Below are 6,500 nucleotides of genomic sequence, written 5' to 3'. Positions count from 1 at the left end.
GGCCGTGGCGCCGGCCGGCCTCGGCCACGACGGCGCGCTGGCCGGGGCCGGCGCCACATCGGGTTCCGGCGCCGGCGGCATGCCGGTGGTGCCGCTGCTGGAAAATTACGATTTGCCGCCGGCCGGCTCGGCCGTCGACGTCATGGTCGACCACCTGAAGGTGCTGGCCGAGAAGGAACCCGAGCGCGTCGCCGAAGTCGTCAAACAATGGATGCAGAAAAATGGCCGATCTCAATAGCATGATGGACTCCGACCAGGCCGAGCACGGCTCTGGCACGCTGACGCCGGTGGAACAGGCCGCCATCGTCCTGCTCAGCATCGGCGAGGAGCCGGCCGCCGCCGTGCTGCGCTGTCTGTCGCGCGAGGAATTGCTCGAAGTGACGCAGGTGATGTCGCGCATGAGCGGCATCAAGGTCGAATCGGTCAAGCACGCGATGCAAACCTTTTTCGACGATTACCGCCAGCAGTCGGGCGTGCACGGCGCCTCGCGCAGCTATCTGAAGCGCTCGCTCGACCTGGCGCTGGGCGGCGACATCGCGAATACCGTCCTCAACAGCATCTACGGCGACGAGCTGCGGCCCAAGATGGCGCGCCTGCAATGGGCCTCGCCGAAATGGCTGGCCGAATACATCGCCAACGAGCACGTGCGCATGCAAGCGGTGTTCCTGGCCTTTTTGCCGGCCGCGCTGGCCGGCCAGATCATCGACGCCCTGCCCGAGGACGGTCGCGACCTGGTGCTGCTGAACCTGGCGCGGCTCGACGAGATCGACCGCGACCTGCTCGTCGAGCTCGACGAACTGGTGGTGCGCTGCCTGGGCACCTTCGACATGCAGAGCACCAGCGTGGAAGGGATACGCCAGGCCGCCGAAATCCTCAACCGCCTGCCCAGCAACCGGGCCCAGATGGTCGAACTGCTGCGCGCCCACGACCCCGAGGTGGTGGCCAAGATCGAGCTGTCGATGTACGACTTCCTGATCCTGGCGACCCAGTCCGAGGTGGCGATCACCCGCATCATCGAGGAAGTGCCGCTGGAACAGTGGGCCATCGCGCTCAAGGGCGCCGAAGTGTCGATCCGCGACGCCGTGCTCAAGACCATGCCGAAACGCCAGGCCCAGGCCTTCGAGGACATGATGAAGCGCGCCGGGCCGGTGCCGATGTCGCGCATCGAGCAAACCCGCCAGGAAATCATGGCCACCGTCAAGGCGCTGGCCGATTCCGGCGAAGTCGAAATCCAGCTGTTCGCCGAAACGGTGATTGAATGATGATGAAACAATTCCGCCCCTACCGCTTTCCGCCGCTGTCGCAGTTTCCGACGGCCGGCCCGCGCGCGATCGGCGGTCCCGGCGGCGGCGACGGCAAGCAGTGGCAAGCCTCGGTCAGCCAGGGCTTTGAACAGGGCCAGCGCGACGGCTATGAAATCGGCCTCTCGCGCGGCCAGGAGGACGGCTTCGAGTCGGGCCGGACCTCCGGCCAGGAACAGGGCCGCGAAGAAGGCCGCCACGAAACGCTGGTGGCCTACGACCAGCTGGCGCGGCCGGTCGACGCCATGCTGAAAAGCCTGAAAAAGCTGCGCACCGATTACCGCGCGGCCCAGCGCAAGGAAGTGGTCGACCTGGTGGCCAAGGTGGCGCGCCAGGTGATACGGGCCGAGCTGGCGCTGCAGCCGGTGCAGATCATGGCCCTGGTCGACGAGACGCTGGCGTCGATGCCGCCCACGCGCGAGGAAATCGACGTCTTCCTCAACCCCGAGGAACTCAAGCGGATCAGCGAGCTCGACCCCAAACGGGCCAAGCGCTGGAACTTGATCGCGGACGCCAGGCTGGACCCCGGCGAGTGCCGCATCAAGGCCGGCGACAATGAAGTTGATGCCGGATGTCATCAACGTCTTGCCGCCGTCATGGAACAGGTCGATAATCAATTGCAGGTCGCCGACAGTGGCGACGACACCGAAAGCGAAGCATGATCGCTGAAGCGCTACGCAACCTGGAGCTCGATGCCGTGCCGCTGGCCACCCCGACCGGGCGCCTGGTCGGCGCGTCGGGCCTGTTGCTGGAGGCGGCCGGTTGCCGGCTGCACACGGGTCAGCGTTGTCAGATAGAGACAGTCGGCGGCGAATGGCTGGACGCCCAGGTGGTCGGCTTCCGCGAAAAACTGTCGTTTTTGATGCCCTTCAAAAAGGCCAGCGGCCTGACCACGGGCGCCCGCGTGCTGCCGTCGCCGGAACGGGTCAGCCTGCAAATCGGCACCAGCTGGCTGGGCCGCATGGTCAACGGCCTGGGCGAGCCGATCGACGGGCTCGGCAAGCTGGGCGGCGACTTTCCGCTCGACCCGCTGCCGCCCCGCGTCCATCCCCTGAAAAAGAAACCGGTCAGCGAGCCGCTCGACGTCGGCGTGCGCGCCATCAACGCCATGCTGACTTTGGGCAAGGGCCAGCGCGTCGGCCTGATGGCCGGTTCCGGGGTCGGCAAGTCCGTGCTGCTGGGCCTGATTACCCGCCAGACCGTGGCCGACGTCGTGGTCGTCGGCCTGATCGGCGAGCGCTCGCGCGAAGTGCGCGAATTCGTCGACATGTCGCTTGGCAAGGACGGCCTGGCCAAGGCCGTGCTGGTGATCGCCCCGGCCGATGAAAACCCGCTGATGCGCATCATGGCCACCGAGTTGTGCCATTCCATCGCGGCTCACTACCGCGACCAGGGCAAGAACGTGCTGCTGCTGGTCGATTCGCTGACGCGCTACGCGATGGCTCTGCGCGAAGTGGCGCTGGCGCTGGGCGAACCGCCGGCCACCAAGGGCTATCCGCCGTCGGTGTTTTCGAATTTGCCGCAACTGGTCGAATCGGCCGGCAACGGCGAGAACGCCGTCGGCAGCATGAGCGCCATCTACACCGTGCTGGCCGAGGGCGACGACCAGCAAGATCCGGTGGTCGACACGGCGCGCGCCGTGCTCGACGGCCACATCGTGCTCAGCCGAGAGCTGTCCGAGCGCGGCCACTACCCGGCCATCGACATCGGTGCCTCGATCAGCCGCTGCATGAGCCAGGTCATCAGCAAGGAACACATGCTGGCCGCGCGTGCGCTCAAGGCCAGCATGGCGCGCCACCACCGCGTCCGCGACCTGATCCCGCTGGGCGCCTACGTGCCGGGCGCCGATCCCGTGACCGACCAGGCCGTGAAGCTGTATCCGCGCATCGAAGATTTTCTGTGCCAGGGCGTCAAGGAAGAGGCGCCCTACGGTCCCTGTGTAGCGCAACTTGAAAAACTGATGACATGAGCGATCCCCACCTGATCCGTAACCTGACCACGCTGGTGGCGCTGCGCAACACCGAAGTCGAGCGCCTGCAAACCGAGATGGCGGCCAAGGAAACCGTGCGCGAACGTTATCAAAAAAACCTGGACCGCTTGACCGGCTTGTACCAGAGCAGCGGCGCCAGCGGCAACCTGCCGCTGGCCCTGGCCGGCAACCTGGGCGACTACAAGCAGGCGGTGATGCAGATGGCCGACCACCACCGCCTCGATTTGAACATGCACGAGGCCGACATGGCCCTGTCGCAGCAGCAACTGACGGCGGCCTGGGTCAAGCGCGAGGCGCTGGGCAAAGTGTTGAGCAAGCAGCAAAAAGTCGTTTTGCAAGAGCAGAATGTCTTGGAACGAAAACAACATGACGAGCTGGCCACGCAACTGTGGTTCCGCGGACAAAAATAATTGTTCAAAATCTTTTCATAAGGAAACGAATTCGGTCGCCTTCTATAAGGTACACCCCCGTTTCCCTGGAGTTCTCATCATGACCACGACCAATCCCGCCAGCGGCACCTCCTCGCTCGGCCCGACCTACGACCCGGCCAGCACGGCAAAGACGCTGGCCGAAAGCTATACGGCCGACCGTCAGACCCAGATCACCAACCAGACCGCCGACGCCACCAGCGCGGCCAGCGCGCTGACGGCGCTGGGCGCGGCGATGAGCAATTTCGACTCGGCCATCACCGCGCTGTCGAACCAGAAAAGCGTGCTCAGCAATACCGCCGTCTTCAGCGACAGCACCGTCGGCACCGCCACCGCCACCTCCCAGGCGCTGCCCGGCACGTATTCCTTCTACGTGCAGCAACTGGCCACGGCGGGCCAGATCTCGTATGGCGGCCTGACCAACACCACCGCCGCCGGCAGCGGCTCGCTCAACGTCACGCTGGCCAACGGCGCCAGCTTCCAGGTCGACCTGGCCAACGCCGACACCAATATGGACGGCACCCTGACGGCCAAGGAAATCGCCGCCGCCATCAATTCGGCGGCCGGCAACGCGTCCCAGGTGACGGCGTCGACGCTGACCGTCAACGGCTCGACCACGCTGCTGCTGACCTCGAAAGCCACCGGCGCCCAGAACGCGGCCACCCTCGACACCACCAACGTCACCAACGCCACGCTCAAATCGGCGCTCGACACCACCGCCAACCAGACCCAGCTCGTGACGGCGCAGGACGCCATCGTCTGGGTCGGCTCGCAGACCACCGGCACCAAGGTGCAGCAGGCCTCGAACACCGTCACCATCGTCGACGACGTGACCATGACGCTGACCCAGGCCCAGGCGGCCGGCGCCGCGCCCGTCAAGCTGACCGTCGGCGTCGACTCCACCAACACCGCCGCCAGCCTGCAATCGTTCGTGAGCGCCTACAACGCGCTGCAGACGCTGCTGGCGGCCGACCTCAAACCGGGCAACCCCGCCAACAAAGTGGCCGACGGCGCCTTCGCCAACGACTCCGGCGTGCAAGCCATGCTCGACCACATGAACAATTCGCTGCGCGCCTCGGTCGGCGGCCTGACGCTGGCCAACTACGGCATCGCGGCCAACAAGGACGGCACGCTGTCGCTCGACAGCACGCGCCTGAACAAGGAGCTGGCCATCAATCCGCAAGGGCTGGACGCGATTTTCGGCAGCGCCGCCACGGGCCAGGCCAAGGGCGTGCTCGGCAGCATCGACGCGCTGATGAACCAGTGGACCAACCCGGCCACCGGCCAGATCACGCAGCGCCAGTCGTCCGTGTCCCGGGCCCAGACCGACTTGACCAAGCGCCAGGACGACCTCGACGCCCAATACAACAATGCCTACGCGCGCTACCTGGCGCAGTTCACCGCCTTGCAGACGCTGCAATCGCAAATGGCCAGCAACTCCAGCCTGCTGACGGCGCTGTTCTCGTCGAGCAGCAGCTGATTTTTCGTTTATCAATAATGCTTAGCGGTGAATCCTTATGTTGAATCAAGAAGCCTACAGCAGCTACCACGCCGTCAACCTCGATGCGCAGACCTCGCGCGCCTCGCCGGTTGAGCTGGTGCTGGTGCTGACCGACGGCCTGCTCGAAGAGCTGGCGCGTGCGCGCGCCCACATCCTGCACCGGCGCTACGAACTGAAGGCGCACAGCCTGAACAAGTGCACCGAAATCATCAATGGCCTCTCCAGTTCACTCGACTATGACCACGGCGGCGACGTCGTCGCCAACCTGGGCCGGCTGTACGACTATTGCGCCGGGCGTTTGTACCGCTCCGGCGTCGACCTCGACCCCGCCATCATCGATGAAGTCATTTCCCTGCTGACAACGATCAAGCAGGGCTGGCTCGGGGTGCAGGCCAAGCATGGATAGACAACGCACGCTGCTGGTGCTGGGGCAAAAGATGAGCGCCGCGATCGCGGCCGACGACTGGAAAATGCTCACGGCGATCAATACGCTGATGGCCTCGACCCTGCCGGCCATGGCTGAGCAAGGCCGCTGGACGCCGGCCGAACGCGCCGCGTTGACCGCGCTGCGCCAGTTGCATGAACAGGCCACGGCGCGCTGCGAGCAGTCGGCCGACGTGCTCGACACGCATCTGCACGCCATGCGCGCCAACAAAGAAGGCTGGCTCGCCTATGCCTTTGACAACGCTTACACCGACCTCAGGACTTGAGCATGACGATGACACTCACTAGCGCCAAAACGGCGACCGCCCCGGCGGCCCAGCCGGCGCCGGCGCCGGCCCCGAATCCGGCCTCGAATACCAAGCCGGCGGCCAGCATGGGCGCCAACGGGGGCGCCAAGCCGGCCCAAAAACCGGCCCAGAATTCGACTCAGAATTCGGCGCCATCGAACGCCGCGGCGACGCCGCCGGCGACCAGCGCGGCTGCGGCCGGCCCGTCGGCGCCGCCTGTCCAGCTGGCGCCGCTGTTCGCCCAGCTGCTCAATCAAGCCAGCCTTAATGACGCCAGCGGCGGCGACGGCAGCGATACGCAATCGGGCGATGGCGACCACAAACCCGTCGACCAGGACGGCACCAATATCCCCGGCAACGCGATGGCGGCCATGGCGCCGGCCATGCTGGCGCTGTTGATGCCGGCACCGCCGTCCGGTCCTTTCCTGCCGGCCGATACCAATACCAGCTCCGGCGCCGGCGCCACCGCCGCCAGCGCGACGAGCGCGGCCGCCGCTTCGGCCGCCGCCGGCGGCGCCGCCGTGCAAAGCGCCGCCGATAACGCCGCGG

7 protein-coding genes and 2 pseudogenes are annotated in these 6,500 nt (G+C 66.1%); all 9 read left to right on the top strand.

Going from position 1 to position 6,500, the window contains the following annotated elements:
• A pseudogene (locus tag Q0S71_RS16630) lies at window positions 1–238 on the top strand (flagellar M-ring protein FliF); the annotation flags it as partial.
• Complete coding sequence (locus Q0S71_RS16625) at window positions 222–1,262, top strand: flagellar motor switch protein FliG (RefSeq protein ID WP_295998056.1); 1,041 nt, start codon at window positions 222–224, stop codon at window positions 1,260–1,262. The pseudogene Q0S71_RS16630 and the gene Q0S71_RS16625, both read left to right, overlap by 17 nt.
• A 2-nt stretch (window positions 1,263–1,264) precedes the next feature.
• A complete protein-coding gene (gene fliH / locus Q0S71_RS16620) occupies window positions 1,265–1,963 on the top strand; it encodes a flagellar assembly protein FliH (RefSeq protein WP_295998058.1) in 699 nt (232 codons plus the stop codon).
• The gene (gene fliI, locus Q0S71_RS16615) at window positions 1,960–3,270 is read left to right on the top strand and encodes a flagellar protein export ATPase FliI (RefSeq protein WP_295998054.1); all 1,311 of its coding nucleotides are present in this window, start codon (window positions 1,960–1,962) and stop codon (window positions 3,268–3,270) included. Before fliH ends, fliI begins: the two co-directional genes overlap by 4 nt.
• Window positions 3,267–3,701 (top strand): flagellar export protein FliJ, encoded by a 435-nt coding sequence (locus Q0S71_RS16610; RefSeq protein WP_295998052.1) that lies wholly within the window; start codon window positions 3,267–3,269, stop codon window positions 3,699–3,701. The genes fliI and Q0S71_RS16610 overlap by 4 nt, the downstream gene beginning before the upstream one ends.
• Before the next feature lie 79 nt (window positions 3,702–3,780).
• Window positions 3,781–5,199 carry a flagellar filament capping protein FliD gene (gene fliD, locus Q0S71_RS16605; RefSeq protein ID WP_295998050.1) on the top strand — a complete coding sequence of 473 codons (1,419 nt, stop codon included), beginning with the start codon at window positions 3,781–3,783 and terminating at the stop codon, window positions 5,197–5,199.
• A 37-nt stretch (window positions 5,200–5,236) separates the two neighbouring features.
• Window positions 5,237–5,626: a flagellar export chaperone FliS gene (gene fliS, locus Q0S71_RS16600; RefSeq protein WP_295998047.1), complete on the top strand. Its 390-nt coding sequence runs from the start codon at window positions 5,237–5,239 to the stop codon at window positions 5,624–5,626.
• Window positions 5,619–5,930 (top strand): hypothetical protein, encoded by a 312-nt coding sequence (locus Q0S71_RS16595; protein WP_295998045.1) that lies wholly within the window; start codon window positions 5,619–5,621, stop codon window positions 5,928–5,930. Before fliS ends, Q0S71_RS16595 begins: the two co-directional genes overlap by 8 nt.
• A gap of 2 nt (window positions 5,931–5,932) precedes the next feature.
• Window positions 5,933–6,500 (top strand): annotated as a pseudogene (locus tag Q0S71_RS16590) (hypothetical protein); the annotation flags it as partial.

Origin of the sequence: Rugamonas sp., from assembly GCF_025354735.1 — a bacterium.
In the GTDB taxonomy this organism is placed as follows: Bacteria; Pseudomonadota; Gammaproteobacteria; order Burkholderiales; family Burkholderiaceae_D; genus Rugamonas.
The sequence above is the reverse complement of the archived record's forward strand: the minus strand, read 5'-3'. Positions and strand labels throughout refer to the sequence as shown.

Excerpts from the sequence above, each read along its gene's own strand:
- fliS (WP_295998047.1), top strand. The coding sequence starts at position 5,237 with ATGTTGAATCAAGAAGCCTACAGCAGCTACCACGCCGTCAACCTCGAT.
- Q0S71_RS16625 (WP_295998056.1), top strand. The coding sequence starts at position 222 with ATGGCCGATCTCAATAGCATGATGGACTCCGACCAGGCCGAGCACGGC.
- fliI (WP_295998054.1), top strand. The coding sequence starts at position 1,960 with ATGATCGCTGAAGCGCTACGCAACCTGGAGCTCGATGCCGTGCCGCTG.
- Q0S71_RS16595 (WP_295998045.1), top strand. The coding sequence starts at position 5,619 with ATGGATAGACAACGCACGCTGCTGGTGCTGGGGCAAAAGATGAGCGCC.
- fliH (WP_295998058.1), top strand. The coding sequence starts at position 1,265 with ATGAAACAATTCCGCCCCTACCGCTTTCCGCCGCTGTCGCAGTTTCCG.
- Q0S71_RS16610 (WP_295998052.1), top strand. The coding sequence starts at position 3,267 with ATGAGCGATCCCCACCTGATCCGTAACCTGACCACGCTGGTGGCGCTG.
- fliD (WP_295998050.1), top strand. The coding sequence starts at position 3,781 with ATGACCACGACCAATCCCGCCAGCGGCACCTCCTCGCTCGGCCCGACC.